The sequence below is a fragment of the Allocatelliglobosispora scoriae genome (genome assembly GCF_014204945.1).
GTDB classification, from domain to species: Bacteria; Actinomycetota; Actinomycetes; order Mycobacteriales; family Micromonosporaceae; genus Allocatelliglobosispora; species Allocatelliglobosispora scoriae.
In genome coordinates, this window is the sequence record NZ_JACHMN010000003.1 from 1,554,963 (window position 1) to 1,580,680 (window position 25,718).

Genomic DNA, 25,718 nt, shown 5'->3' on the forward strand with positions numbered 1-25,718 from the left:
GGGACCTCTTGGCACCGACTCTTCGAGAGTCGGTGCCAAGAGGTCGGGCGGCCGCGACTACGCGGCTACGCGAGGTGCGCGGGGGCGTCGAAGAGGGCTTGTTCGGCGGGGTCGGGGATCTGGAAGATCTCCTCGTAGAAGGCCATCTGCTCGTAGGTGAGCGGCACCGTGCCCCGCCCGGTGCGATCGGCGACCCGGCGCATCAGCTCCGCCATCGGCGCGTGCAGGTAGCGCAGCTCCACGGCGGCGCCGAGCGCCTGCCCGCCGAGGCGCTTCTCGTCGCGGTCGACGCGGCTCCAGAAGCCCGATTCCAGGATCACGCTCTGGCCCAGCCGGAGCAGGTCCTGCGCGAGCCGCCAGAAGACCTCCTCCAGCCGCGCCCGTTTGCCGAGGTCGAAGAGGTCGATGTCGAGGTCGCTCAACCAGTCGTCGGGGCAGAGGCGAACGGCGGGGACGGCGGCCTCGAGCTGCTTGGCGAGGGTGGTCTTGCCGGTGCCGGGCAGCCCGCACATCAGGATCAGTCGCGTCACCGGCCCATCATCGCCGCTGCCGCGGCGACCTCGCGACGCGGTGATGGGCGCGTCGTGAGCGGGGGACTTCTGTGTTCACCTGCCGTCATTCCCGGCGTATCGGGTTGGCCCTTCATCCATCGATGACTAACGTATAGGAGTTAAGTAATCACGCATTGACACGGGAGGCCCCCGCATGTCCGACACGCTCGCGCCTACGCATCGGTTCCCCTTCGTGCAGCCCAACGGCGATCCGCTCGTCCCCGTCCCGTCGCCCGGATCGGAACGGGTCGCGCGGATCACCCTCCCGACCGGACGGGAGGCGTGGCTCGTCTCCCACCACGACGACGTACGCCAGCTGCTGCGCAGCCCGGACTTCTCCAGCGACTTCAGCCATCCGCTGTTCCCGCTGCTGCGGGAGGCGCCGCTGCTCGACGAGAGCCGCCGAGCCGGGTTCTTCATCGGGATGGACGCGCCCGACCACACGATGTTCCGCCGCTTCCTCACCCCCGAGTTCATGATCAAGGCGATGCGCCGGTTGGAGCCGCTGATCCGCGAGACGGTCGTCGAGTCCATCGAGTCGATGCGGGCGGCCGGATCGCCGGCCGACCTCGTCGAGTGGTTCGCGCTGCCCGTACCCTCGATGATCATTTGCCATCTGCTCGGTGTCCCCTACAGCGACCACGCGTTCTTCCAGCAGCGCAGCCGGACCCTGCTCAACCGCAAGAGCTCCATGCCGGAGCTGCGGGCGGCCGGGGACGAGCTGCGCGGCTACCTGGCCGACCTCGTCGCGGTCAAGCAGCGCGACGGCGGCACGGACGACCTGCTCGGCCGGCTCGCCGTCGAGCGGGTCGCGACCGGCGAGATCACCGCGCAGGAACTGGTCGGCATCTCGGTGCTGCTGCTCGTCGCCGGGCACGAGACGACCGCCAACATGATCGGCCTCGGCACCCTGGTCCTGCTGCGCCACCCCGATCAGCTCGCCCAGCTGCGGGAGCGGCCCGAGCTGATCGACGGCGCCGTCGAGGAACTGCTGCGCTACCTCACGATCGTGCGGACCGGGCTGCCCCGGCTCGCCGTCGCCGACACCGAGATCGGCGGCCAGGTCATCCGGGCGGGTGAGGGCGCGATCGCGCTGCTCTCGGCCGCCAACCGCGATCCCGAGGCGTTCGCCCGGCCGGACGAGTTCGACCTGCACCGGGCAGCCCACTCGCACATGGCCTTCGGGTTCGGCGTGCACCAGTGCATCGGGCAGCCGCTCGCCCGCAGCGAGCTGCGCATCGCCTTCGCCGAGCTGACGACGAGGCTGCCCGGCCTCGCGCTCGCCGGTGACCAGACCGATCTGGTGTTCCGCGACTCCACCGTGTTCGGGGTCGAGCGCCTGCCGGTGACCTGGTGAGCGAGGTGCCCGCGATGCGCGTCGAGGTCGACCGGGAAGCCTGCTGCGGCTCGGGCAACTGCGTGATGGCCGCGCCGGACGTCTTCGACCAGCACGAATCGGACGGGCTCGTCGTGCTGCTCCTGCCCGAGCCGCCGCCGGAGCTGCACGACGCGGTCCGCCAGGCCGTGCACCTCTGCCCGGCGGGAGCGATCACCGTGGCCGGGTGAGGCCGGCATCCGGCACTCGTCCACCCATCAGGTGTCCGATTCGGTGTGGCGGAGCCCGGCCCGCCCGTGATGGGGTGTCCTCGATGGACGTGTACCGAGGGGGATATGTGAGCCGGGTGCGTCGCGCGGTGGTCGTGGCCGTCGCAGGTGGGGCGGTCGGGGGCGCGGCGTGGTGGCCGCTGTCCCGGTGGGGATTCGGCGGCGGCAGCACCCTCGCGGCGACGCTGCTCCTCTCGCTCGGCGTGATGCTGGGGCTCGCCGTGCTCCTCCGGCGACGGCCGACCCCCGGCGACCGCGGCGCCGCCGAGCCGTCGGAGCCCGGCGGCCACCTGTTCCTCAGCTACAGCCATGCCGACGCGGCCGACTACGTGCGGCGGCTCGCGCAGGTCCTCACCGACGCGGGCGTCCTGGTGTGGTTCGACAGCCGGATCGTGTCGGGCGACCGGTGGACCCGGATGATCCAGTCGCGGATCGACTCCTGCGCGGCGGTCGTCGCGGTCATGACGCCGATGGGCGCCGAGTCCACCTGGGTGGAGCGCGAGATCACGCACGCGGAGCAGGCGGGCAAGCCGATCTTCCCGCTGCTGCTCGCCGGTCGTGGGTTCTTCAGCCTCGCCCACATCCAGTACCACGATGTCACCGGCGGGCAGCTGCCGCCGGAGGCGTTGATCGCGAAACTCCGTGCCCTGGCGCCCCTGTCCGCCGGGCCCGCTCCCATCGGGCCCCGCCCCCGTCCGCTGCGCGACCGGGTGCGGCCCTTCGGCCTGGCCGCGTCCGCGCTGCTCCTCGTGGCGTCACTCGCCGTCGTCGTGCTCTCCGTCCCCGACGCGCCGCCGCGAGACCGGGCCACGACGCCGGCGCCGAAGGGCTCGGTGTCGATGCGATCGGTGAGCCTCACCAATCACGCGGGCACGGTCTTCGGCGTGGCGTTCAGTCCGGACGGCAGGACGATGGCCTCGGCGAGCGCGGACAAGACCGTGATCGTGTGGGACGTGGCCGACCCCGCGCGACCCAGCCCGCTGGCGACCCTGCGGGGGCACACCGACACGGTGCTCTCCGTGGCGTTCAGCCCCGACCGCCGGACGATGGCCTCGGCGAGCGCGGACAAGTCGGTGATCCTCTGGGACGTCACCGATCGCGGGAAGCCGGTCCGGCTCGGTGCCGCGACCGGGCACACCGACGTGGTCTACTCCGTCGCGTTCAGCCCGGACGGCCTGACCATGGCGACGACGGGCGTCGACCGCACGGTGATCCTGTGGAACGTCGCCGCTCCGGCACAGCCGGTCCGGCTCGCGACGCTGACCGGGCACAAGGACCTCGTGTGGTCGGTGGCGTTCAGCCCGGACCGCGCGACGATGGCGACGGCCAGCACCGACAAGACGGTGATCCTCTGGGACGTCGCCAACCCCGCGAAACCGTCCCGGCTGACGACCCTCACCGGCCACGCCGCCTGGGTCTTCACGGTGGCGTTCAGCCCGGTCGGCAGCACGATGGCGACGACGAGCGGCGACAAGTCGGTGATCCTGTGGGATGTCACCGACCCGGCCCATCCGGTGCGGCGGGCCGGCCTCGCCGACCACACCAACACGGTTCTCTCGGCGGCTTTCAGCCCCGACGGCAGGCTCCTGGCCACGACGGGGTACGACAAGCTGGTGATCCTGTGGGATGTCACCAACCCGGCCGCCCCGATCCGGCGGGCGACCTTCACCGAGCACTCGAACTGGGTCGCCGCCGTGGCGTTCAGCTCGAACGGCGGGGCCCTCGCCAGCGCCGGTTACGACCAGTCGATCGTCGTGCGGAGCCCGGTCTCCTAGCCGGGGGGCGGACCACGCCTAACGGGAGCGGGCGAAGTGCGCGCCGATGATCTCGATCAGTGCGGCGTGCGTCTCGGCGTCCGCCGCCGCGACGAGACCGCCGACACCGGTGTGCAGCGGCTGGCCCTGCAGGCCGGTCACCACGCACCCGGCGGCCCGGCAGAGCGCGATCCCCGGCGCGAAGTGAACGCTGTCGCGCAGGTCGCCATCGGTGACGTACGCCGCCCGCCGCCCGGCCGCCACCCACGCCACCGCGAGCGTCGTGGAGACGACCCGGGGCTGGAACCGCGCCGTGAACGCGGGGTCGGCGAGCAGGTCGGCGGCGAGGAAGGCCGGGCTGTTGGGGACGGGCGGGTCGACGTTGATGTCGACGAGCCGCGTCACCGGTGACGGCGTGAGCGGCTCGTCCATGCCGTCGCGGCGGAGGTAGGCGGGGCCGCCGCCGGTCCAGAAGAGCTCGTCCGCGAAGGGGTCGGCGCTCGCGGCGGCGGTGATCTCCCCGCCCCAGCGCAGCGCGACGTTGACCGAGACGAGCGGCGTGCGCGCGGCGTAGTTGGCGGTGCCGCAGAGCGGGTCGACGAGCCAGGTGCGGTCGTTCGAGGTGCCGGGGGTGTGCCCGCTCTCCTCGCCGAGCACGGCGTCGCCGGGCCGGGCGCCCCGCAGCATCTCGATGATGACCTGCTCCGACTCCAGGTCGGCGGCGGTGGCGAAGTCGCCGGGCTCCTTCTCGAAGCGGGCGATCGACTCGCCGTAGAGGGCGCGGACGACGTCGGCACCCGCCTCGGCCGCGGCGATGGCGAGGTCGTGATCGGTCTGCGACATGCTATCGAGGATAGGCGACCCGCCTTGACGGGCCGCGCGTGATCGTGTTGTGGTCTGACGGTGCAACGCCTCGTGCTGTGGGACATCGACCAGACACTCGTCAGCTACGCCGGTTACGGCCGGGTGATGTATGCGGCGGCGCTGCTCCGCACCACCGGCCACGAGCTGCGGGAGATGCCCGATCTCGCGGGCAGGACCGATCGCGAGATCACCGAGGCGGTGCTCGCCGGCCACGGTGTCGAGGCCGACGAGGAGCTCATCGAGGCCTTCTACCAGGAGATGATCGCCACGGCCCTGGCGGGCGGCGCCGAGATGCTCGCCCGCGGTCAGGCGCTGGCGGGTGCCGCCGCGGCACTGGGTGCCGTCGCCGGGGTGTCCGGCGTCGTGCAGTCGGTCGTCACCGGGAACCTCGCCCCCGTCGCCCGGCACAAGCTGGCTCTGTTCGACCTCGCCGAGCCGATCGACTTCGAGATCGGCGGCTACGGCTCCGACGGCCCGGCCCGGTCGATGCTGGTCCGGGCAGCCTGCGAGCGCGCGGCACGCAAATACGGCGCGGTGCCCGCGACGGACCGGGTCGTCGTCATCGGCGACACGGTCTTCGACATCAGGGGCGCGCTGGACGCCGGGGTGGTCGCGGTCGGCGTCGCCTCGGGCCGCACCACCGCCGCGGAGCTCACGGCGGCCGGTGCGCACGCGGTCCTGCCGTCACTCGCGGACACGTCGGCGGTGCTGGCCGCGCTGGGTCACTGACTCACGTGGGGTACGCGTTGGCAGCCGCCCCCGCACCCCCCGCCCGGAACGCCGCCGGAGCGTGCACGACGCAGGTCTGCGCGTACTCGGTGATGCCCTCGTCGCCGTATTCGCGGCCGTAACCGGAGCGCTTGACGCCGCCGAAGGGCGCCCGCAGGGACATCCCGGTCCGGTTGTGCGTGTTGACGAAGACGAAACCGGCCTCGATCCGCCGGGCCAGCGCGAACGCCCGGTCCTCGTCGGCCGACCAGACCGATGCGCCCAACCCCAGCTCGCCCGCGTTGGCCCGCTCGACGAGGTCGTCGACATCGTCGTAGGCGAGCAGCGGCACGACCGGCCCGAACTGCTCCTCGGTCACGACCGGCGCGTCGGCGGGGGCGTCCACGACGAGCGTCGGCAGCACGAAGTGCCCGCCGCCGAGGTCGGTCGCCGGATCGGTCAGCCCCAGCGGGATCGCCCGTCCGCCGCGAGCCACGGCGTCGTCGACGAGCCCGCGTACCCGGTGGGCGGCCTCGGCGGTGATGACCGGGCCCATGCTGACCCCGTCGTGCAGCGGATCACCGGTCCGCAGCACCGAGCGAGCGGCGTCCTGATAGGACTCCAGGAACTCGTCGTAGCGGGACCGGTGCACGTAGAGGCGCTTCGCCGCCATGCAGACCTGGCCGCTGGTGGCGAAGGAGGCGAGGACGAGGCGCCGCATCGGTTCGGGGCCGAGGTCGGCGTCGGGCAGCAGCAGCACCGGGTCGTTGCCGCCGAGCTCCAGGACGGTCGGCGTGGCGAGCAGCGCTGCGGTCGCGGCGACCTGGCTCGCGGCGGCGGCGCCACCGGTGAAGGCGACCTTGCGGACGAGCCGGTGCCCGACGAGGGCCGCCCCGGTCTCCCCGCCGCCGTGCACGGCGTGCAGCAGCCCGTCGGGGAGGGCGTCGGCGAGCAGCCGGAGCACCCGGTCGATCGCGAGCGGGGCCAGCGGCGACGGCTTGACGACGATGGCGTTGCCCGCGGCGAGCGCCGGGGCGACCTTCAGCATCGTCAGGATGACCGGTGCGTTCCACGGTGTGATCGCGGCGACCACGCCGTAGGGCTTGCGCTGCAGCAGCAGCCGCCCCGCGTCGTCGTCGATCTCCCGGTCGGCGAGCAGAGCCGGTGCCCGCCCGGCGGTCCAGCGGAGGTAGGTGAGCGCGAATCCGACCTCGCCCCGGCAGTCGGCGAGCGGCTTGCCCGACTCCCGGGCGAGCAGGACGGCGAGCTCCTCGACGTGCGGGGCGACGGCGTCGGCGGCCCGGCGCAGCACCGACGCCCGCTCGTCGGCGGCGACCGCGGCCCAGGCGCGCTGCCCGTGGGCGGCGGCCCGGACCACGGCGTCCACCCCGTCGGGCGAGGTGGCGGCGACGCTGCCGACGAGTTCGCCGACGCGGGCGGGATTGTGGCGCTCGATCATGCCGGAACCGGGCGCAGGGACGAGATCATCGAGCTCTTCAGCAGGTACGCCCTGGCTCGGACCGGGTCGGCGGCGGTGGCCCGCAGCTCGGCGAGGTGGTCGGCGCGGACCCGCGGATCGGTGGCGGTGAGCCGCACGTAGTTCTGGTGCGACACCGACTGGACGTACTCCAGGGCGATGCGGCGCCGATCGGCCGCGGCGGCTGCCACGGCGTCGGCGGAGTCGGCGATGGCGGCGGCGTAGGCGACGGAGTCGTGGATGCCGGAGTTCATCCCGAGGCCGCCCAGCGGGTTGTTGACGTGTGCGGCATCCCCGGCGAGCAGCACCCGCCCGGTCCGGAACGACGCGGCCACCCGCTGGTGCACGCGGTAGATGCTGGCGTGCGCCACCCGCCACGGCCGACCCGGATCGGCGATGAGCCGCAGCCGCTCGTCGAGCCGGGCGAGCTCCACGTCGTCGGTGGAGTCGTCCGGTGTCGGCAGCAGCACCCGCCAGTGGTCCGGCGTGCGCAGCAGCACCGACCAGTCGACCGGGTCGAAGACGTAGTTGACGGCGGCGAGCCCGTCGAGCAGCTCCGGCAGCTCCTCCTCGGTGGAGGCGACGAGGAACCGCTCCGGGTAGGTGATCCCCTCGAAGTCGACGCCGAGGCTGCGGCGGACCGCCGAGTGCGCGCCGTCGGCGCCGATGACCCAGTCGCCGCCGACGCGGTGCCCGTCGGCCGTGGTCGCGGTGGCCCCGGTCCCGGCCTGCTCGACCGAGGTCACCGGCGACCCGAAGCGGACCGCACCGCCGAGCCGCTCCACCTCGGCGAGCAGGATCGGGGTGAGTTTGGACTGCTCCAGCTGCACCCGGAAGGGGAAGGGGGTGTCCCCGGCGAGGACGGCGAGGTCCAGCGCGGCGATCAGCCCCTCGACCCGGTCCCGATAGGCGAAGACCGGCGCGATCAGACCGCGCTCCAGCACCGGGTCGAGAACACCCAGCTCGCGCAGCATCTCCAGGGTCGGCGGGTGGAAGGTGGAGGCGCGGGACTCGGCGGCGAGCCCGGGGCCCGCCTCCAGGACCGTCACCGCGATCCCGGTGCGCAGCAGGGCGAGCGCGGCGGTCAGCCCGACCGGCCCGGCACCCGCGACGACGACGTGGGTCATGCGAACCTCGCATCCAGTTCGAGTGCCTCGTCCTGCCCGACGAGGCTGGTGAAGTCGGACCAGGGGAGGCGGGTCACGGTGGCGGCGGTGCCGTGCGCGGCGATCGCGGCGTAGGCGTCGCGGGCGGCGTGCAGGGCCGCGAGCAGCGGCGCGACCGGGTGCAGCACGAGGCGTACGCCGGCGGCGTGCAGCTCGGCGTCGGTCGCCGGGACGGCGGAGCCCGCCTCGGAGCGGTTGAGGACGAGCGGCACGCCCGGCAGGGCGGCGTGGGCCTCGGCGAGCTCCGCCGGATCGCCGACCCCCTCCAGGAAGACCGCGTGCGCACCGGCCTCCACATAGGAGGCGGCGCGGTCGATCGCATCCCGCAGGCCGGTCACGGAGTAGGCGTCGGTGCGGGCCACGACGACCAGGTCCGGCACCTCCGCCACGATCGCACGGATCTTGCGCGCGGCGACGGCTGGTGCGGCGAGCTCCTTGCCCGCGAGGTGGCCGCAGCGTTTCGGCTGGACCTGGTCCTCCAGGTGCAGCCCGCTGACGCCCGCGGCGGCGTAGCGGCGTGCGGTCCAGACCGCCTGCAGCGCGTCGCCGTAACCAGTGTCGGCGTCGGCGAGCAGCGGCACCCCGCGCAGCGCGGGCACGATGCGCGCGGCCCGGTCGGCGAGGTGCGTCCCGTGCACGTAGCCGAGGTCCGGCAGGCCCAGATCGAGCGCGGCGCAGGCGGCACCGGAGAGGTGGGCGGCGCGGTGCCCGGCCGCCACGGCGAGCGCCGCGGTCGGCGGGTCGTAGACGCCGGGCAGATGGGTGACGGTCGCCGCGTGCAGCAGCGCGCGCAGCGGGTTGGTCATGGCCGCCCGTGCAGCGCGAAGCCGCCCTCGACGCCGACGACGCGGGCATTGGTGAAGAAGCGCAGCGTCTCGGCCGTGCCCTCCTCGGAGATGCCGCTCAAGCCCCAGGCCGGGCGCGGGGTGAACAGGTGCAGGCTCATGATGCTCGACCCGTTGACCTTCACCTCGCCCGCGCGGATCCGCCGGGCCACCGCGAGCGCGGCGTCCTCGTCGGCGCCGACGACATAGGCCTCCAGGCCGTAGTCGGTGCCGTTGGCGAGGGCGACCGCCTCGTCGAGGTCGGCGTAGGTGTGTACGGCGGCGACGGGTCCGAAGATCTCCGCCTCGGTGTCGGCCGGGTCGACACCCGTCACCAGCGTCGGCGACAGGAAATTGCCCGCCACCGGTACGCCGAGCGACCGGTGCACGGTGCCCCCGCGCTCCACCAGCTCGTCCACGGCGGCGGCGACCCGCTCCCGGTGCCCGGAGTGGATGAGCGGCCCGAAGTCGGTCGCCTGGTCCAGCGGATCGCCCGCGGTGAGCCCGGCGAGCCGGGCCAGCACGGCGCCCACGATCTCGTCGGCCCGGTCGGCGGGCACGATGAGCCGCCCCAGCGCCCGGCACCACTGCCCGTTGAGCGTGGTGAGCAGGTCGGCGGCGGCCCGGGCGGCGGTCCCGGTGTCGGCGTCGGGCAGCACGACGAGGGGATTGTTGCCGCCGAGTTCGAGCTGGACGGGCTTGATGCCGAACCCGCAGGCCGACGCGACCGCCCGCCCGCCGGCGAGGCCGCCGGTGAACGAGACGGCGCGGATCCGGGGATCCGCCACGAGCTGCCCGCCGACCGCCGCGTCACCGTGGACGAGCTGGAAGAGCCCGTCGGGCAGCCCGGCGGCGGCGAGGGCCCGCTGGATCGAGCCGGCGAGCAGCTGGGTGCCGTGGGGGGCGTACTCGCTGGGCTTGACGATCGTCGGGCAGCCCGCGGCGAGCGCGTTGGCGATCTTGTGGGCCGCCATCGGCGCCGGGGCGTTCCACGGGACCAGGCAGGCCGCCGGGCCCCACGGGAGCCGTTCGACCAGGGCGGTCCGGCCGTCCTCGCGGGGCATCGTGCTCGTCAGCCAGCCCGCGCGGAGCTGCCCGGCGGCGAGGCGGAACGCGCCGCCGAGGATCACCGCGAGGATCGAGGTCTGGCGCAGCGGCACACCGGTGGCGAAGGACTCCAGCTCGACGATCCGGGCCGCGTCGACCTCCACCTCGGCGGCGATCGCGTCGAGGAGGTCGGCCCGCTCGTCGGCGGTCCGGGCGGACCAGGCACCCGACCGGTGCACGGCGTCGGCGGCGGCGATCGCGGCGTCGGTGCGCTCGTAGGAGGTGCCGACGGCGCGGCTGGTGGGCGTACCCGTCGCGGGGTCTTCCAGGGCGAAACCCAGGACCGAGTCGCACTCCCGCCACTCTCCCGCGACCAGGTCGGCGACCGGGGGGATCTCGATCACTTGGCACCGCCCGGGGCGACCGGGGTGAAGAGGTCGTTGGCGCGGGACGCGGTGACCATGGAGGCGGCCTCCAACCGGCCGCGCTCCGGCGGGAACGTCATGACCAGGCCCATCGCGAGGTCGCGCAGGGCGCGGCCCATCGTGCCGTGCAGCGTCGCGTTGGAGGTGCCGGAGGCCTTGAAGGCGCCGACCGCGACGGCGAAGGCCGCCTCGCAGATCGAGCCCTTCGCCAGCCGCCACTGCCGGTAGACGTCGGATTTCGGCGCGAGCGGCGGCTCGGACGTCTCCAGCAGCAGCTGGCGGCGCAGCCACAGGTAGGCCGTCTCCAGGTTTTCCGTCATGTCTCCGATGATGACCTGGTGCATCGGGCTCTCGGCGATCGGCCGCCCCGTGTCGGCGAAGGTCTTCGTGGTCAGCCCGCGCAGCGTCTCGTCATAGACCCCCTGTGCGCAGCCGACGTAGACCGCCGTGATGGCGAGCTGGTTGCCGACGAAGCTGCCCCGGCTGCACTGCAGCATCTTCACGAACGCGCCGGACACGGTCAGCGCCTCGTCGGCCGGGACCCAGACCTCGTGCAGGGTGATGCCGTGGTTGGACGAGCCGCGCATGCCCAGGCCGTCCCAGGAGGGGCGGTTGGCGACACCGTCGGCGTCGCGCGGGACGAGGAAGAGGGCGAGCCCGTCGGCGGTGGTGGAGCCGTCGATCCGGGCCGTGACCAGGTAGGTGTCGGCGACACCGGTGGCGCAGCCGAAGGACTTCTCACCGTCGATGAGCCAGCCGTCGACGCCGTCGCGGGTCGCCGGGCGGGCCGTGGTCGAGATGGCGATGTTGGCGCTGGAGCTCTTCACCGACTCGCTGGCGAAGTTGGCGAGCCAGGTGCCGCCGGCCATCCGGTCGAGCACCTTGTGCGCGAAGGCGCGCACGGTCGGCACGTCCGCGTCGTCGAAGAGCCCGGCCTCGATCGCTTCGAGGGGCAGCAGGCCGCGCGAGGCGCTGGTGTTGTGGAAGAAGTAGGCGAGTGCCGTGGACGGGCACGCCGTGCCCATCGCGAAGGTGGCCGCCGCGAGGTCGCGCAGCCCGCCGCCGAGCCCGCCGTGCTCCACCGGGACGACGAGGCCGAGCAGCCCGGCGTCGCGCAGCAGGTCCACGTGGCCCTCGGGGAAGGCGCCGTCGGCGTCGGCGCGCTCGGCCGCCGCACGCAGTGCGGGCAGGACCGCTTCCACGCGCTTGGCACGGTCGCGCTCGGCCTCGGTCATGTCGTCGACGAGTCGCTCGCCGGTCAGGCGGTCCATGTGTTCACTCCCTTGTGGATGGCGGGTCGAAGTCGGGCAGCGGGGCGGGGCAGGCCACGCCGAGCTGCCGGGCGAGCAGGAGCAGATCGTGGGCGGGCAGGCCGCCGGAGGTCGCGTCGAGCACGGTGTCGAACCGGCTCACGCCGCTCTTCATCGCCACCAGTGCGTTGACCAGGCCCAGGCCGTGGTGGGCGAGCAGGCGGACCCGCAGCGGCGCCGGGCGCACCCGGACGACGGCGTCCTGCAGCACGCGGCGTACCTGGAGAGGGGAGGCGGGGCCGGTCTCGGCGCAGCCCAGCTCGACGCCGGGCACCGAACAGAGCGCGCCGAGGGTGGCCAGCACCGTCTCCTCGCGGGCGGGGGTGAAGGCGTCGTCGACGTAGGCGATGACGGCACCGTCGGCGGCCATCCGGGCGATCCGGGCCACGTCCTCGGTGTCGCGGACCAGGACGCCCTGCTCCGGCAGCGGGTGGCCGTCGAGCACCGTCATGCTGATCTCGTCGGGCAGCGGGTCGGCGAGCTGGCCCCAGTTGCGCGAGTGGAAGAGCAGCGGCGAGGTGATCCGGGGGATCGCGGCGTCGAGGACCCGCCCGACGAAGATCGTGTGATCCCCGCCCGGGTAGGCGTGCTCCACCGAGCACTCCAGCCAGGCCGTGGCGTCGGCGAGGCGCAGGCAGCCGGTCGGGCCGCGCTCCCAGTCCAGGCCGGTGAACCGGTCGGCGAACTCGGGGTGCATCCCGGCGAAGCGCCGCCCGACGTGGGCCTGGTCCTTGCCGAGGAAGCTGATCGTGAAGACGCCGGAGGACTCGACGAGGGCCCGGCTGGGCAGGTGATTGCCGAGGCAGACCGAGACGAGGGGCGGGTCGAGGCTCACGGCGGAGAAGGAGCTCGCGGTCATCCCGTGCGGGCGGGCCACGCCGCCCGGCCCGATCGCTATCGTGGTGACCACGGCGACACCGCTCGGCCACTGGCCGAGCACGGAACGCAGGTGGGTGCTGTCCACGGGCCGGAGTACTCCTGTTTCGCATCAGGAAACGCTGTTACCGTGAAGGTAACGATGTGCGACGGCTCGTGTCAACGCCTCACCGGCCTATCTGCCGGAGCGGGCGATGCGATCTACACTGACGCACGTCCACGCCGACAGGAGGGGCCCCGTGCCGACCAGTGCCGCAGCCAAGGTCGTCGTCGAAGACGACGGCGACAGTCAGTCACGCTCCATCGCCGCCGTCGAGCGAGCCATGGACGTGCTGCTCTTCTTCGGCCGCAGCGGGCAGCCCGACCTCGGCGTCACCGAGATCGCCACCGCGCTCGGCATCACCAAGGCCGCCGTGCACCGCATCCTCACCGCGCTGCGCAGCCGCGACCTGATCACCGTCGACCCGGCCACCCGGCGCTACGCGCTCGGCCACGCGGCGGTCGCCCTCGGCCGGGCCTACCTCGCCCGCACCGACCTGCGCGCGATGGCCGCCCCCGAGCTGCGCCACCTCGCCGAGCAGACCGGTGAGACCGCCACCCTCTCGCTGCGGCGCGGCGACACCCGCCTCTACGTCGACCAGGTCGTCCCCGACCAGGAGCTGCGGATGGAGGTGACGCTCGGCATCCCCTACCCGCTGCACGCGGGCGGGTCGTCGAAGGCGTTCCTCGCGTTCCTGGCGGAGGCCGAGATCGAGGAGTATCTGGCCCGGCACCCGCTGGAGCCGATGACCGACAAGACGGTCACCGACCCGGTCAAGCTGCGCAAGGAGCTCGCCTCGATCCGCAAGAAGGGCTTCGCCACCTCGCTGGGCGAGCGCCAGGCCGGTGCGGCCTCCCTCGCCGCCCCCATCTTCGACCACGACGGCCACGTGGTCGCGGTCCTCAGCGTGGCAGGCCCCGCGGCCCGCTTCAAGCCGGACCACACCGACGCGGCCACCCAGCTCCTGGAGGCCGCGGGCCGGATCTCGGCCCAGCTCGGCTACGCCCCTGAACTTTAATGCTGGACACGCCGCGAAAACCGCAACAAATGTCAGGATCGACAGTGTGAGACTGCGACTCGGCGCCCGGGCGCTCATCCTCGACGAGACCGACGCGCTGCTGCTGTGCCGGCTGGACCTGACCTACAAGGGCGGTCCCTATCTCTGGCTCACCCCCGGCGGCGGGATCGACGACGGCGAGCTCGTCCTCGGCGCCCTGCGCCGCGAGCTGCTCGAGGAGATCGGCCTGCACCTCGACGCCGACCCGCCGCTGGTCTGGACCCAGCGGGTGGTCAATCCGGTCACGGCCGCGCGCGGTTACGACGGGGCGATAAACCACATCCACTGGGTACGCACACCGCGCTTCACCCCTCGCGGCCAGCTCTCCGACGAGCAGCTCGCCCGCGAGCACGTCACCGAGTTCCGCTGGTGGAGCCAGGAGGAGCTGCTCGCCTACCGGGGCGACGAGGTGTTCGCGCCGCGTGACCTGCCGGTGCTGCTGGCGGAGCTGCTCCGAAACGGGCTGCCCGCCGAGCCGGTGCAGATCGGTCTCTGACCGAGGGCATCGGCGCTACTCTTGAAGAGTTGCGCCGATCATGGAGTTACGATCGGCGAGTGCTGCTGCCCGCGTACCCCCTGATGACCGAACGGCTGACCCTGCGCCCGTTCGCGGCGGGCGACCTCGACGATCTCCACGCCTTCCACTCGCGGCCGGAGGTGGCGCGCTACCTCTACTGGGAGGCGCGCGACCGGGAGCAGACCCGGGAGGTCCTGGCCCACAAGACCGGGCAGACCGCGCTGCGTGCGGAGGGCGACCGCCTGGTGCTCGCCGTCGTCGCGGGCGAGCGGGTCATCGGCGAGGTGAGCCTCGCCTGGCTCAGCGAGGAGCACCGGCAGGGCGAGTTCGGCTACGTCTTCCACCCCGACGCGGGCGGCAGGGGCCTCGCGACCGAGGCCGCCCGGGTGGTGCTGCGGCTCGGGTTCGAGGAGCTGGGGCTGCACCGGATCATCGGGCGCTGCGACCCCCGCAACGAGCCGTCGTGGCGGCTGCTGGAGCGGCTGGGCCTGCGGCGCGAGGCGCACTTCGTGCAGAACGAGATCTTCAAGGGCGAGTGGGGGGACGAGTACCACTACGCGATGCTCGAAGACGAGTGGCGCGCAATAACATCGGAGTCGTGATCACGAACTCTGCGGCGAGCAAGGTCCTCTGTTTCGGGGACTCCAACACCAACGGCATCCCCTCCGACGACGAGGACTACGCGCGGCTCGCGGCCGATGTCCGGTGGACCGGACGGCTGCAACTCCTGCTCGGCGACGGCTACGACGTCATCGAGGAGGGCCTCGGCGGGCGCACCACCGACCTGGAGTACGACGACCGCCCGGGCTGCAACGGCCGCCCCTACTTCGGGCCCTGCCTGCGGACCCACCACCCGATCGACGTCATCGTCATCATGCTCGGCACCAACGATCTGAAGATCCAGTTCGACCGGGCGCCCGCGTCGATCGCCGGTGCGCTGCACGGCTACATCGACGACGTCGCGCTCAATGCGGAGAGCCGGTCCGGTGGCGTACCGGGGATCGTGCTGGTCAGCCCGCTGCACCTCGATGACGGCCAGCCCCGCTTCGCCGGGACGACCGCCGGTGCTTTCGACGGGACCTCGGTGGAGAAGTCGCGGCTGCTCGCGGCGGAGATCTCCCGGGTGGCACACGCCCGCGGCGTGCTCTTCGCGGACGCGGCCACGGTGGCCCGGGCGGGCAGCGACGGGCACCACCTCTCGGTGGGTTCGCACGAGCGGCTCGCCGAGCTGATCGCGGGCAAGGTCCGCGATCTGGTCAAATAGCACGGCGCGGGCGGCGGTGTCGCTGCGCCGCCGCCCGCCCTGATCAACCGGTCAGTACGCCGACTCGGTGGTCACGTTCGCGTCGAGCGTGTCGCCGATACCGTGGATCCAGGCCTGTCCCACGGGATCGCCGAGCTGTGCCCGCAACCAGTACGCCGTCCAGCGCGCCACCGTCTCCACGCCGACCGTCTGCCCGAGCGTCTGCGGGGAGAGGTCCGGCCGGGCGCCCGCGGGGTTCTGCCCGTCGGTGATGCCGTAGTGGTTGGCGCCCGTCACGCTGACGAAGAGCTTCGGCGGCGAGACGATCGCGGCGTAGGTCGCGTGCCCGGCGACCGGGCTCCCGATCCCGTCCACGCCGCCCTGGATGAGCGCGATCGGCACGGTGTTGACGACCGGCGGGTTGATCCCGGTCCCGGGCACGGTGTTGTTGGTGCCGTAGAAGACCGCCGCCTTGAGCTGCGGCGGTGCCGGGGTGGGCAGCGTACAGAAGGGCGGCGTGCAGAGCCCCGACGCCAGGGTCAGCCCGGCGGCTCCGCCGAAGGAGTGCCCGAGCAGCAGCAGCGTCCCGGGGTCGATCGCGCCGAGCAGCGGGGAACCGGCCCGGACGTTCTCGGTCTGCGCCCAGGTGACGGTCCAGCCCGCCTGCGCCCCGGTGGCGTAGAGGCCGGGCTGTCCGAAGAGGACCTGGAAGTGGTTCGGCACGACGACGACGAAGCCGTAACCGGCGACCTTGGCGGCGTACCGCGCGTAGTTGGCCTTGTCGACGTTGGCGCCCTGGAGCAGCAGCACCACCGGCCACGGGTCGTGCGGTGAGGTGGTGACGGGGTGGTGTACGTCGGCCGCGTCGCCGTTGACGCTGGTGGCGAAGCTCGCCACGGTGCTGTAGGCGGCGCTGGCGGGTGCCGGGGCGGCCAGCAGGCCGGCCCCGGCGGCCAGCGCGGCGGCGGCCAGGGTGACCAGGCCGCGCCGCATGGCTGTTCGAACGTGCATGACGGTCCTCGCGTTTCTTCTAGCGAAACAGCGTTTCCTAATTGGGGACCATCATGGGAGTCGAAGCCTGATTCGTCAATGTCGGCCGCCTAGATGATCTGCTCCCAATCGCCCTGCGGCATCGAGAGGGTGCGCATCGTGTGCTGGTGCGCGAAGGCGTTGCGGGCGGCGGTGGTGGCGAGCGCGTTGTAGCCGGGCAGCTCGGCCACCTGGTCGTCCCAGCGGTCGTTGACCGCGGTGCCCATCGCGAGCCTGCCGCGCGGGTGTGCCCAGCCGACCTGCGAACCGGCGGCCATCACGTTCACCGTCGGCACGCCGTAGGCACCGAGTGTCTGGAAGCACGCGGCGCAGTTGGCGCCGGTGCACTCCATCCGGTTGAGGACCAGCCCGAGGTCGTCGGCGGCCGCAAGCACGCACATCTCGCCGTGGTTGCTCGCCCCGTCGCTGGTGAACTTCTTCGCGAGGTAGACGACGGTGGTGCCGGCGACATACCACGGGTAGGTCTGGATCTGCGCCTGCAGCGCGGCCATTCCGCCGGCGCGCAGGGTGATCCCGCCGACCTTGCTGATGATCATCGTGTCGCCGGAGAGGCCGACGGCGAAGTTCGGCGCCTGGTTGTTGATGAAGAACGGCTGAGCCATGATCCACGTGATCACGTTGGTCGTGGCGACGTTGGGCAGCGGCATGACGCGCTCCTCGATGCTCGGGCGACTCGGCGCCCTTGTCGCGCCGTGCCTGTCCCCGAGTAGATGGGCGACCCGCCCTCGCTGATACCGCTGCGGCGGTCGCCCATCCGACGGAGCGCCAGGTATTCGCGGCGGTGATCGCGGTGTTTCCCGGAAACAGGCCTCTCAGGCGGCCTTCGAGGGGACTGCTTCCGGGAAACACCGCGATCACCGCGCCTCGCTACAGGTCGGCGAAGGGCTTCAGGACGCCTAGGGCCGCCGCCAGCAGGACGCTGGCCCAGATGCCGTAGACGTAGGGGAGGCAGCCGTCGATGGAGCGCTTCAGTGCGGCCTCCACGGAGGGGGTCGAGCCCGTCGTCATCAGGGTGCCGAACGCCGGGCCGAAGGGGCGCAGCGTCCGGCGGATGCCGAGGCCGCAGGCGATCGCCACCGTGTAGAGCAGCAGCTTCGCACCCAGCCAGCGTGGATTCGTCGTCACGCCGAACGGGTTCGTCGCGATCAGTGTGTAGAGCGCCAGTCCGGCGAGGACCGCGATCAGCGTGAGGCGGATCGTCCAGTCGAGGGTGCGCACCCACGGGCGCTTGCCGGGGTGGTGGTGGTCGCTGATCGTGGCGGCGAGCCAGCCGGCGGCGAAGAGCCAGACCAGCACGACGAGCGGCCAGGGGAACGGGTTGACGCCGAAGAGCGTCGCGCCGTGCGGTTCCAGCGCCATCAGGGTCAGGCCGCTGGGCAGGAAGAGCACCAGGCAGATCTTGGGACCGAGGTCCAGCCCGCCCATGATCTTCAGGGCCGTCGCCCGCGCGGCCGGGGTGAGGTCGGGGCGCAGCACGAAGCGGCTGGACCAGAAGACGCCCAGGTCGCCGCCGAGCCAGAAGACGAACAGGACGAGGTGGAGCAGAATCCACCAGCCGTGTGTATGTTGTCCCACCGCGTAATGGAAACACTGATTCGCTGTGAGAAACAAGCCCTTGACGGGCTGGTCAACGCATGGCTAGCGTCGCAGCATGGTTGGCCTCTACTTCGAAGACTTCACCGTGGGTGACGTCTACCAGCACCCCCTCGGTCGCACCCTGAGCGAGGCGGACAACACCTGGTTCACCCTGCTCACGATGAACACCAACCAGAACCACTTCAACGCGCACTTCGCCGCGAAGGCGCCCTACGGGCGGATCATCGTCAACTCCGGGTTCTCCGTCGCGGTCGTGCTCGGGCTGTCGGTCTCCGACATGAGCCAGAACGCGCTGATGAACCTCGGCTGGGACGAGATCAGGCTGACCCACCCGGTCTTCATCGGCGACACCCTCTACTCCGAGTCGATCGTGACCGAGACCCGGGAGTCGAAGAGCCGGCCCTACGCCGGGATCGTCAGCTGCCGCACGCGCGGGCTCAACCAGGACGGCGACGAGGTCATGTCCTGGCGCCGCTCGGTGATGGTCTACAAGCGCGACGCACCCCACGACAAGGGCCTCTTCCCGGTCGCCAAGACCGGGCCGATGACGCCGTGATCCGGCTGGACTACCAGCCGTGGGGGGAGTCGCTCGCCGAGCTCGCCGACGCGGCCCGCCGGGCGGAGGATGCCGGTGCCGGGGTCGTCTGGGCGCCGGAGCTGCACCGCAGCGCCCCGATCGCGGCGGCCGCGCTGATCTCGGGCACCACGACCGTCGGTGTCGGCACCGGGGTGGCGCTCGCCTTCGCCCGCAGCCCGATGGTGACCGCGCTGACCGCCCTCGACCTGGACGAACTCTCCGGCGGCCGGTTCCGGCTCGGGCTCGGCTCCGGGGTGCGCAAGCTCATCGGCGACTGGCACGGCGTGCCCTTCGATCCGCCGGTGGCCCGGCTGCGGGACACGGTCGCGGCGATCCGGGCGGTGATCGCGGGCGCGCACCTCGGCGACCCGATAGTCCACAGTGGCGAGACTTCGATCGCGGTGCGTGGCTGGCGGCGGCCCCATGCCCCGGTCCGGGAGCGGATCCCGATCCACCTCGCCGCCGTCGGACCGGCGATGACGGCGCTCGCGGGGGAGATCGGCGACGGGTGGCTCTCGCACGAGCTCTGCCCGGCCGACCACCTCGCCGAGACCGTGCTCCCGATGCTGCGGAGGGGTTCGGCGCGGACCGGCAACCGGCCGGAGGTCGTCGTCTCCGCCTGCTGCTCCGTCGACGCCGACGCGGGTCTCGCCCGGGACCGGGCGCGCGGCGTGGTCGGGTTCTACGCCAGCGTGAAGTCCTATGCCGAGCTCTTCGCCGGTGCCGGGTTCGCCGCAGAGCACGAGGCGACCGTGGCGGCGCTGCGCAACGGAGCCGCCGCCGACGCGCTGAGGGACGGCGTACCCCCGGAGATGGCCGCCGCCTTCACGCTCAGCGGGACCCGCGACGACGCTGCCGCGGGGATCGCGCGCTACCGCGGGCTCGCCGACGCGATCAAGCTCTCGCCGCCCACGCACGGCCTTGCACCAGCGGAGATCCGCGCCGCGCAGGACGCCGTCATCGACCTGATCCGGGAGCTGGCATGAAGCCGTTGGCCGACATCCGCGTCATCGCCGTCGAGCAGTACGGCGCCGGGCCCTTCGGCAGCCTGCACCTCGCCGACCTCGGCGCCGAGATCATCAAGATCGAGGACCCGTCGTCGTGCGGGGACGTGGGGCGTTACGTGCCGCCCTATGCCGACGCCGACGACGACGGCGAGGACTCGCTCTTCTTCGAGACCTTCAACCGGGGCAAGCGATCGCTGTCGCTGGACCTGTCGACGACCGCCGGTCGGGAGGTCTTCGAGGACCTCGTCGAGCACGCCGACGCCGTCTACAGCAACCTGCGCGGCGACGTGCCGCCGAAGATGCGCCTCACCTACCCTGACCTGCGCCACCTCAACCCGCGGATCGTCTGCTGCTCGCTCACCGGCTTCGGCATGACCGGGCCCCGCGCCGCCCAGCCCGGATACGACTACATCCTGCAGGGCCTCGCCGGCTGGATGGCGCTCACCGGCGAGCCCGACGGCCCGCCCGCCAAGTCCGGCCTGTCCATGGTGGACTATTCGGGCGGCTTCGTCGCCGCGATGTCGCTGCTCGCCGGGGTGCACGCGGCCCGCCGCGACGGGCAGGGCATGGACTGCGACCTCAGCCTCTTCGACACCGCGCTGGGGCTGCTCACCTACCCCGCGACCTGGCACCTGACGGCCGGTTTCACGCCGGTGCGCACCCGCCACTCGGCGCACCCGTCGCTCGTACCCTTCCAGGTCTTCCAGGCCGCCGACGGCTGGCTCGTGGTCGGCTGCGCCAAGGAGAAATTCTGGCGGCGCCTCGCCGGGGTGCTCGGCCTCCCCGACGACCCGCGCTTCGCCACCTTCGCCGACCGGCAGCGCCACTCCGCCGAGCTGCTGGCGATCCTGGAGCAGGCGTTCCTGACCAGGGATGTCGCGGCGTGGCTCGCCGACCTCGAACCGGCCGGGGTGCCCTGCGGCCCCGTCAACGACGTCGCCGCCGCGCTCGCCGACCCGCACACGCTGGCCCGGGGCATGGTGGTCACGACCGAGCACCCGCGCTATGGCACGGTCACCCAGGTCGCGTCGCCGGTCCGGGTCGGCCCGGCGCCGGAGACCTACCGCCGGGCGCCGCGGCGCAACGAAGACTTCGACTACGTCACGCGCGACCTGCTCGGCTACTCACCCGTTCACATCGCCGAGCTGCGCGGTGCCGGAGCATTCGGTGCGTGACCTGGCCGTCTGGGCTTCCGGCCTCACCCTCGCGCAGGTCCCGCCGACGGTCCGGGCCGCGGCGCGCCGCCACCTGCTCGACGGCCTGGGCTGCCTGATCGCGGGGGTACGCCGTGACGCCGCCCCGGCAGCGCAGGAGGTGGCGTCGGGGCTGGGCGGCCCACCGGAGGCGACCCTGCTGGGGTGCGACACCCGCGTCGGCGCACCCGCGGCGGCCTTCGGCAACGCGGTGGCGATGCACGCGCTCGACTTCGACGACACCCACGCGGGCGGCCTCGTCCACGCCACCACGGTCACCGCACCCGTCGCCCTCGCCGTGGCGCAGCAGCTCGGCTCGACCGGATCGGAGCTGCTCGCCGCCTATGTCGCGGGGCTGGAGACGGTGTGCCGCCTCGGTGCCGCGACGCCGCACGGGTTCCACGCGCGCGGGGTCCACGCCACCTCGGCCTGCGGCACGATCGCGGCGGCCGTGGTCGCGGGTCGGTTGATGGGCCTGCCCGCCGAGGTCATGGCCGATGCGATCGGGATCGCGGCGAGCGGGTCCAGCGGGCTGCTGGAGTTCCTCGCCACCGGGTCGTCGACGAAGCAGCTGCATCCGGGGTTCGCCGCCTGCAACGGGATCCTCGCCGCCCGGCTCGCCGCGGCGGGAGCCACCGGTCCCGGGAGTGCGATCGAGGGGTCGCGGGGGCTCTATGCGGCGTTCACCGGTCGCCGGCCGGACCTGTCGGTGCTGGTCGGGGCGTTGGGGGAGCGGTGGGAGGCGGCCCGGATCACCATCAAGCCCTATCCGGCCTGCCAGCTCGGCCATGCCTCGATCGATGCCGCCCTCTCCCTGCGCGGCGGGGTGGACGTCGAGCGGATCACCGGGATCGAGCTGCGGCTGCACCCGGACGCGCTGGCGATCGTCGGGGACCGGGCGCCCGGGACGGCGTACGCGGCGAAGTTCTCCGCGGCCTGGTGCGTCGCGGCCGTGCTCGTCGACGGCGCGCTGCCGGTCGAGGTCTTCGACCAGCCGCTACGCGCGGACCTGCAGCGGCTCGCGGGCATCACGTCGCTCACCGCGCGGCCGTCCTCCGGTCCCGCGGCGGACGCGCCCGGATGGCTGCGGGTGACGCTCGACGACGGCACGTCGCTCGTCGGCGAGGTGCCGCGCAGCGGCGGCGGACCCGACGATCCCGGCCTCGACGCGCTCGTGCTGTCGAAGGCGCGTGGCACGATCGGCCCCCGGGCCGAGGTGGTTCGTGCGGCGGTGGACGGACTCGCCGAAGCGTCCGATGTGGAAGAACTCGTGAGGAGCCTGGCATGACGATTCACCTGCCCGCGACGGGCGGCCATCCGGCGGCGACCGCGCTGCTCGGCGAGTGGGGCCTGGAGCCGGGCGACCTCGTCCACCTCGCCGAATACGTCACACCGCACGCCGACCCGGTGCAGCTCGCGGCGGGGCGCAACCGGCTGCTCCACGGCCACGTCGTGCCGGTCTCCACCATCCCGGTGCGGGGCTTCCCCGACGACTCCGGCGACGCCTTCCGCGTCGTGATGACCGCCGACCCCGGCGGCAGCGTGCTGCGCGGCAGCGGCCGGGACGTGCTGCGCAGCGCCGACGGCATCGTCTACCTGCCGAGCGTGCACACGGCCGAGGGCGAGTTCCGGGATCAGTACCGCTGGTGCCTCGAACGCCTCGAAGCCCTCCTCGGCGGGCTCGGCCTCGGGCTCGACGCCCTGGTCCTCACCACCGACTACACCGCCACCGCCACCCGCGCCGACTACCCGCGCTGCGGGCGGCCCCGCCGCGACCTGCTCGGCGACGGACCCGTGCACCCCGGTGCGGCGGGCATCCTCGTCGACCACCCGGTCGCACCCGGCGCGATGGTCTCGCTCGACGCGGTCGCCGCGACCGGCTCGCTGCGCGCCGTCAACCCGGGCTGGGCCCGTTACGACACGCTCACCTACAAGCCGGCCGTCGTCGCCGGGCGGCACGTCTTCGGCGCCGGGTTCGGTGCGCTGGACCCGGTCACCCAGACCGCGCTGCACGACGGCGACCTGCTCGCCCAGGCTGCCTACATCTACGACAGCATCGACACCGTGCTCGACGCGGCGGGCGGGGCGGAGGTCGTCACCCTCCTCGAATACGTCACCCCGGCCGGGGTGACCGCCTATCCGGAGCTGGCGGCCCTGCGCGCCGCGCGATTCCCCCGGGCCGCCGTCACCTCGGTCGTCTGCGACGGACTGCTGCGGCCGGAGTTCCTGCTCGAGGTCATCCCCCGGGCGGTGCTGCGATGAGCCTGCTCACCGATGAGCTGCGAGCCCAGGTCGGCCGCGAGGTCGTCTACACCGCGCCCGAGGAGCTGGGTGCGGCGGCGATCCGCTACTTCGCGCAGGCGATCGGGGCCGTCAACCCGGCATACACCGGCTCGGATCCGGTCGCACCGCCGACGCTGATCTGCGAGACCAACTCCTACGCCGGGCTGCCCCGCGACGCCGACGGCTACGCCGGGCACGGCTGGCACCTCGATATCCCCGGCACCCGGCTGATCCGGGGCGGCAACGCCTACGAGTTCCACCAGCCCGTCCGGGCCACCGACGTACTCACCGTCCAGTGGCGCCTCGCCGCGATCACCGAACGCGTCACCGGCGGCGGCGTACCGATGGTGGTGGTGACATCGGTGGCGACCTACGTCAACCAGCACGGCGACCTGCTCGCGGTGAACACCGAGACTCTGATCCACCTGGGGAGCGCGTCATGATCGCCGTGGGTCTCGAACTGCCGGTGCGGGAGCGGACCATCGAGCTGCCCGACATGATCGCCTATGCCGGTGCGACCTGGGACTGGCACCGCCTGCACTACGACCACGAGTACCTCGCCGATCGCGGCCTCTCCCGGCCGGTCGTCGACGGCCAGCTCTTCGGCGCGCTCCTCGCCGAGCAGGTTCTCGACTGGGCCGGTCCCGGCGCCCGCCTGACCGCGCTGAGCTTCCGCTTCGCCGGCCTGGTCTTCGCCGGTGAGACGGTCCGCCTGACCGGCACGGTGACCGCCGTCGACGGCGACACCGTCACCCTGGACCTCCGAGTCGAGGTCACCCCGGACGGCCGCCCCGCGGTAGCTCCCGCCGCCGCCACGATCCTCTTACCTCCGGCCGCAACCACAACCCATGCCCCGGCTCCGGCTCCGGCATGAGCCGCACCCAAGATCGTCGCAACTCTTCAAGAGTTGGTCCTCACCCGGCCCGCTCGCACACCGGGCCGCGCACTTTCCGGCGCAACTCTTCAAGAGTTGGTGTCATGGACGGCGCGCACAGGCGGGTGCGGGGAGCGCATAACACCAACTCTTCAAGAGTTGCGGCGGTCTTGGCGGTGCTGCCGTGAGCGTTGCGATTGTGGGGGCGGGGGAGTGCGACCTCGGGGTGACCGGGCTCTCGACGCAGCACCTGCTGGCGCAGGCGGTGGCGCGGGCGCTCGCGGATGCAGGGCTGCGACTGTCTGATGTGGATGGGATCGCCACCACGGGGCACGGACGGTTTCCGGCCACGCACCTCGCGGACCAGCTCGGGATCCAGCCGGCGTGGACGGACTCGACCGCCGCCGGGGGAGCCGTCTTCGAGATGTATGTCGCCCGCGCCGCACAGGCCATCGCGGCCGGGCAGTGCCGTGTCGTCGTCATCGCGTACGCGTCGAACCAGCGGTCGGCCCGGTCCCGGGTGATCGGCGGTGTCTGGGACCCGGCGCTGCCGGAGGCGCAGTTCGAGCAGCCCTACCAGCCGCTCTGGCCGTTGTCCTACTACGCCATGACGGCCCAGCGCTACCTGCACACCTACCGGCTCGACCGGGCCGACCTGGCGCGGGTCGCCGTCCGGGCGAGGGAGCACGCGCTGCGCAATCCGGCCGCCTTCCGCTACGGAGCCGGGCCGCTCACCGTCGACGACGTGCTCGGCGCGCCGGTCGTGTCGAGCCCGCTCGGCACCCTGGACTGCTGCCTCGTCACCGACGGCGGCGGCGCGGTGGTGCTCACCTCGCTGGACCGGGCCCGTCACCTGCGGAAAGCTCCGATCATCGTGCGGGGTTACGGCGAGGCGGTCACGCACGCCGCGATGTCGACCGCCGACGACCTGCTCGACACGGGCGCCGCCGTCGCCGGGAAGCGAGCCTTCGCGCGGGCCGGGATGACGCCGGGGGAGATCGATGTGGTGCAGACATACGACTCGTTCACCGTGAGCGTGCCGCTCGCGCTGGAGCAGCTCGGCCTCTGCCCACCGGGGACGGGGACCTTCTGGGACGGGGTGCCGGTCAACACGACCGGCGGCGGCCTGTCCTACTGCCATCCGGGCCAGCTCGGGGTGCTGCTGCTCGTCGAGGCGGTCCGGCAGCTGCGTGGCGAGTGCGGCGAGCGGCAGGTGCCGGGGGCCGCGTCCGCCCTGGTCCACGGCATCGGCGGCATCTCCTCCAGCCACGCCGCCGTCATCCTGGAGGCGGGATGATCCCCGAGGACGAGGTGACCGCGCCCTGGTGGGCCGCGACCCGCGAGCGCCGCCTGCTGCTGCAGCGCTGCGACGGCTGCGGCACCGTGCAGCACCCGCCGCGAGCGCTCTGCACCACGTGCGGGCTGCTCGGTCCGCACGGCTTCGTCGAGGCCTCCGGCCACGGCACGGTGGATGCCTTCACCGTGGTGCACCGGGCTCCGGCGCCCGAGGTCGCGGTGCCCTTCACGCTCGCTCGCGTCCGCCTCGACGAGGGCCCGATCCTGCTCACGCACCTCGTCGGCGTGGCGGTGCCGCGGTGCGATGTGCCCGTACACCTCGCCTGGGAGCCGCTGCCCGACGGCCGCGCGCTGCCCGTCTTCAGCCAGGAGTGACCA

At 72.9% G+C, this 25,718-nt stretch carries 29 protein-coding genes; 18 read left to right on the plus strand and 11 right to left on the minus strand.

Translation table 11 applies throughout. The features are described 5' to 3' along the window. Positions 1–65: 65 nt before the first annotated feature. Complete coding sequence (locus F4553_RS33455; RefSeq protein ID WP_312875480.1) at positions 66–530, minus strand: P-loop nucleotide/nucleoside kinase family protein; 465 nt, start codon at positions 528–530, stop codon at positions 66–68. Between the two features lie 175 nt (positions 531–705). On the opposite strand from F4553_RS33455, the gene F4553_RS33460 reads away from it, so the two are divergent. The 3 genes from F4553_RS33460 to F4553_RS33470 all read left to right on the plus strand — a co-directional run bounded on the left by F4553_RS33460 (position 706) and on the right by F4553_RS33470 (position 3,931). Further along, on the plus strand, positions 706–1,908 hold the full coding sequence (locus F4553_RS33460; RefSeq protein WP_184844422.1) for a cytochrome P450: 1,203 nt from the start codon (positions 706–708) through the stop codon (positions 1,906–1,908). Next, on the plus strand, positions 1,905–2,117 hold the full coding sequence (locus F4553_RS33465) for a ferredoxin (RefSeq protein WP_376776327.1): 213 nt from the start codon (positions 1,905–1,907) through the stop codon (positions 2,115–2,117). The genes F4553_RS33460 and F4553_RS33465 overlap by 4 nt, the downstream gene beginning before the upstream one ends. Before the next feature lie 83 nt (positions 2,118–2,200). Beyond that, positions 2,201–3,931 (plus strand): toll/interleukin-1 receptor domain-containing protein, encoded by a 1,731-nt coding sequence (locus F4553_RS33470; RefSeq protein ID WP_184844425.1) that lies wholly within the window; start codon positions 2,201–2,203, stop codon positions 3,929–3,931. Positions 3,932–3,949: 18 nt separating this feature from the next. Here the strand turns inward: F4553_RS33470 and F4553_RS33475 are convergent, their stop codons facing one another. Then, on the minus strand, positions 3,950–4,753 hold the full coding sequence (locus F4553_RS33475) for an inositol monophosphatase family protein (RefSeq protein ID WP_184844428.1): 804 nt from the start codon (positions 4,751–4,753) through the stop codon (positions 3,950–3,952). A gap of 60 nt (positions 4,754–4,813) precedes the next feature. On the opposite strand from F4553_RS33475, the gene F4553_RS33480 reads away from it, so the two are divergent. Next, complete coding sequence (locus F4553_RS33480; RefSeq protein ID WP_312875481.1) at positions 4,814–5,503, plus strand: HAD family hydrolase; 690 nt, start codon at positions 4,814–4,816, stop codon at positions 5,501–5,503. A gap of 1 nt (position 5,504) precedes the next feature. On the opposite strand, the gene F4553_RS33485 is transcribed toward F4553_RS33480, so the two are convergent. Genes F4553_RS33485 through F4553_RS33510 form a run of 6 tightly spaced genes read right to left on the minus strand, consistent with a single transcriptional unit; the run spans position 5,505 to position 12,695 of the window. After that, positions 5,505–6,941, minus strand: coding sequence for an aldehyde dehydrogenase family protein (locus tag F4553_RS33485; protein ID WP_184844431.1), 1,437 nt, complete (start codon positions 6,939–6,941; stop codon positions 5,505–5,507). Then, a complete protein-coding gene (locus tag F4553_RS33490) occupies positions 6,938–8,086 on the minus strand; it encodes an FAD-dependent oxidoreductase (protein WP_184844434.1) in 1,149 nt (382 codons plus the stop codon). The genes F4553_RS33485 and F4553_RS33490 overlap by 4 nt, the downstream gene beginning before the upstream one ends. Beyond that, positions 8,083–8,931 carry an isocitrate lyase/PEP mutase family protein gene (locus tag F4553_RS33495; protein ID WP_184844437.1) on the minus strand — a complete coding sequence of 283 codons (849 nt, stop codon included), beginning with the start codon at positions 8,929–8,931 and terminating at the stop codon, positions 8,083–8,085. Before F4553_RS33495 ends, F4553_RS33490 begins: the two co-directional genes overlap by 4 nt. Then, entirely contained in the window at positions 8,928–10,400 is a 1,473-nt protein-coding gene (locus F4553_RS33500; RefSeq protein WP_184844440.1) for an aldehyde dehydrogenase family protein, read from the minus strand. The genes F4553_RS33495 and F4553_RS33500 overlap by 4 nt, the downstream gene beginning before the upstream one ends. Next, positions 10,397–11,692, minus strand: coding sequence for an acyl-CoA dehydrogenase family protein (locus tag F4553_RS33505; RefSeq protein WP_221470575.1), 1,296 nt, complete (start codon positions 11,690–11,692; stop codon positions 10,397–10,399). The genes F4553_RS33500 and F4553_RS33505 overlap by 4 nt, the downstream gene beginning before the upstream one ends. A gap of 4 nt (positions 11,693–11,696) precedes the next feature. Continuing rightward, positions 11,697–12,695, minus strand: a complete 999-nt coding sequence (locus F4553_RS33510) for a flavin reductase (protein WP_184844443.1) — start codon at positions 12,693–12,695, stop codon at positions 11,697–11,699. Between the two features lie 151 nt (positions 12,696–12,846). Here F4553_RS33510 and F4553_RS33515 point away from each other — a divergent pair, with 151 nt between their 5' ends. Genes F4553_RS33515 through F4553_RS33530 form a run of 4 tightly spaced genes read left to right on the plus strand, consistent with a single transcriptional unit; the run spans position 12,847 to position 15,485 of the window. Continuing rightward, positions 12,847–13,665, plus strand: coding sequence for an IclR family transcriptional regulator (locus tag F4553_RS33515; RefSeq protein ID WP_312875482.1), 819 nt, complete (start codon positions 12,847–12,849; stop codon positions 13,663–13,665). A gap of 46 nt (positions 13,666–13,711) precedes the next feature. Then, positions 13,712–14,200, plus strand: a complete 489-nt coding sequence (locus F4553_RS33520; protein WP_221470576.1) for an NUDIX domain-containing protein — start codon at positions 13,712–13,714, stop codon at positions 14,198–14,200. Between the two features lie 59 nt (positions 14,201–14,259). Next, on the plus strand, positions 14,260–14,823 hold the full coding sequence (locus tag F4553_RS33525; protein WP_184844448.1) for a GNAT family N-acetyltransferase: 564 nt from the start codon (positions 14,260–14,262) through the stop codon (positions 14,821–14,823). After that, positions 14,820–15,485, plus strand: a complete 666-nt coding sequence (locus tag F4553_RS33530) for a GDSL-type esterase/lipase family protein (protein WP_184844451.1) — start codon at positions 14,820–14,822, stop codon at positions 15,483–15,485. Before F4553_RS33525 ends, F4553_RS33530 begins: the two co-directional genes overlap by 4 nt. 51 nt (positions 15,486–15,536) lie before the next feature. Here the strand turns inward: F4553_RS33530 and F4553_RS33535 are convergent, their stop codons facing one another. From F4553_RS33535 to F4553_RS33545, 3 genes are all read right to left on the minus strand, one after another. Then, the gene (locus F4553_RS33535; protein ID WP_184844453.1) at positions 15,537–16,475 is read right to left on the minus strand and encodes an alpha/beta hydrolase; all 939 of its coding nucleotides are present in this window, start codon (positions 16,473–16,475) and stop codon (positions 15,537–15,539) included. 89 nt (positions 16,476–16,564) lie between these two features. Further along, positions 16,565–17,161, minus strand: a complete 597-nt coding sequence (locus tag F4553_RS33540) for a hypothetical protein (RefSeq protein WP_184844456.1) — start codon at positions 17,159–17,161, stop codon at positions 16,565–16,567. 220 nt (positions 17,162–17,381) lie between these two features. Continuing rightward, positions 17,382–18,089: a hypothetical protein gene (locus F4553_RS33545; RefSeq protein ID WP_184844459.1), complete on the minus strand. Its 708-nt coding sequence runs from the start codon at positions 18,087–18,089 to the stop codon at positions 17,382–17,384. Positions 18,090–18,165: 76 nt separating this feature from the next. Between F4553_RS33545 and F4553_RS33550 the strand changes: the two genes are divergently transcribed. Genes F4553_RS33550 through F4553_RS33595 form a run of 10 tightly spaced genes read left to right on the plus strand, consistent with a single transcriptional unit; the run spans position 18,166 to position 25,715 of the window. Further along, complete coding sequence (locus F4553_RS33550; RefSeq protein WP_184844462.1) at positions 18,166–18,666, plus strand: MaoC family dehydratase; 501 nt, start codon at positions 18,166–18,168, stop codon at positions 18,664–18,666. Continuing rightward, a complete protein-coding gene (locus tag F4553_RS33555; RefSeq protein WP_312875483.1) occupies positions 18,663–19,673 on the plus strand; it encodes an LLM class flavin-dependent oxidoreductase in 1,011 nt (336 codons plus the stop codon). The genes F4553_RS33550 and F4553_RS33555 overlap by 4 nt, the downstream gene beginning before the upstream one ends. After that, positions 19,670–20,869, plus strand: a complete 1,200-nt coding sequence (locus F4553_RS33560) for a CaiB/BaiF CoA transferase family protein (RefSeq protein WP_184844465.1) — start codon at positions 19,670–19,672, stop codon at positions 20,867–20,869. The genes F4553_RS33555 and F4553_RS33560 overlap by 4 nt, the downstream gene beginning before the upstream one ends. Then, positions 20,862–22,175 (plus strand): MmgE/PrpD family protein, encoded by a 1,314-nt coding sequence (locus F4553_RS33565; protein ID WP_312875484.1) that lies wholly within the window; start codon positions 20,862–20,864, stop codon positions 22,173–22,175. The genes F4553_RS33560 and F4553_RS33565 overlap by 8 nt, the downstream gene beginning before the upstream one ends. Next, complete coding sequence (locus F4553_RS33570; protein WP_184844470.1) at positions 22,172–23,149, plus strand: RidA family protein; 978 nt, start codon at positions 22,172–22,174, stop codon at positions 23,147–23,149. The genes F4553_RS33565 and F4553_RS33570 overlap by 4 nt, the downstream gene beginning before the upstream one ends. Further along, on the plus strand, positions 23,146–23,613 hold the full coding sequence (locus F4553_RS33575) for an FAS1-like dehydratase domain-containing protein (RefSeq protein ID WP_184844473.1): 468 nt from the start codon (positions 23,146–23,148) through the stop codon (positions 23,611–23,613). The genes F4553_RS33570 and F4553_RS33575 overlap by 4 nt, the downstream gene beginning before the upstream one ends. After that, on the plus strand, positions 23,610–24,044 hold the full coding sequence (locus F4553_RS33580; RefSeq protein ID WP_184844476.1) for a MaoC/PaaZ C-terminal domain-containing protein: 435 nt from the start codon (positions 23,610–23,612) through the stop codon (positions 24,042–24,044). Before F4553_RS33575 ends, F4553_RS33580 begins: the two co-directional genes overlap by 4 nt. Then, a complete protein-coding gene (locus tag F4553_RS33585) occupies positions 24,041–24,232 on the plus strand; it encodes a hypothetical protein (RefSeq protein WP_184844479.1) in 192 nt (63 codons plus the stop codon). Before F4553_RS33580 ends, F4553_RS33585 begins: the two co-directional genes overlap by 4 nt. Next, on the plus strand, positions 24,229–25,341 hold the full coding sequence (locus tag F4553_RS42640) for a thiolase C-terminal domain-containing protein (RefSeq protein ID WP_184844482.1): 1,113 nt from the start codon (positions 24,229–24,231) through the stop codon (positions 25,339–25,341). The genes F4553_RS33585 and F4553_RS42640 overlap by 4 nt, the downstream gene beginning before the upstream one ends. Continuing rightward, a complete protein-coding gene (locus tag F4553_RS33595) occupies positions 25,338–25,715 on the plus strand; it encodes a Zn-ribbon domain-containing OB-fold protein (protein WP_184844485.1) in 378 nt (125 codons plus the stop codon). The genes F4553_RS42640 and F4553_RS33595 overlap by 4 nt, the downstream gene beginning before the upstream one ends. Positions 25,716–25,718: the final 3 nt, after the last annotated feature.